This is a genomic window from Bowmanella dokdonensis, from assembly GCF_017254865.1.
Lineage (GTDB): Bacteria > Pseudomonadota > Gammaproteobacteria > Enterobacterales > Alteromonadaceae > Bowmanella > Bowmanella dokdonensis.
On record NZ_JAFKCV010000302.1, the window covers coordinates 1 to 305 of the forward strand.

General features: G+C 49.2%; 1 protein-coding gene. It reads right to left on the reverse strand.

The features are described from left to right. On the reverse strand, nt 1-305 hold a 305-nt coding region (locus J0A66_RS22685; protein WP_206576060.1), incomplete at both ends, for an ABC transporter permease.

Below are 305 nucleotides of genomic sequence, written 5' to 3' on the forward strand. Positions count from 1 at the left end.
TACCCACACTGAACCTTTTACTGGTACCTGAAATACCAGTAAGGCCATCAGCATCAGTAACAGATAACTGACAAAGGCAATCAACACATAAGGGGTTTGCTTGCCCAGTAGAAACTCCAGGCGCCGGGTAGGCGTAGACTGAAAGTTAGCAATGGAGCCGGTTTCCTTTTCCCTGACGATGCCCAGCGCAGTCATCATGGCCGGAATCAATGCCAGCATCAGCATCACCACGCCCGGCACTATGGCAAAACGACTTTCAAAGGCCTGATTAAAATGAAAACGGCTTTGTACTTCTACCGGCATAC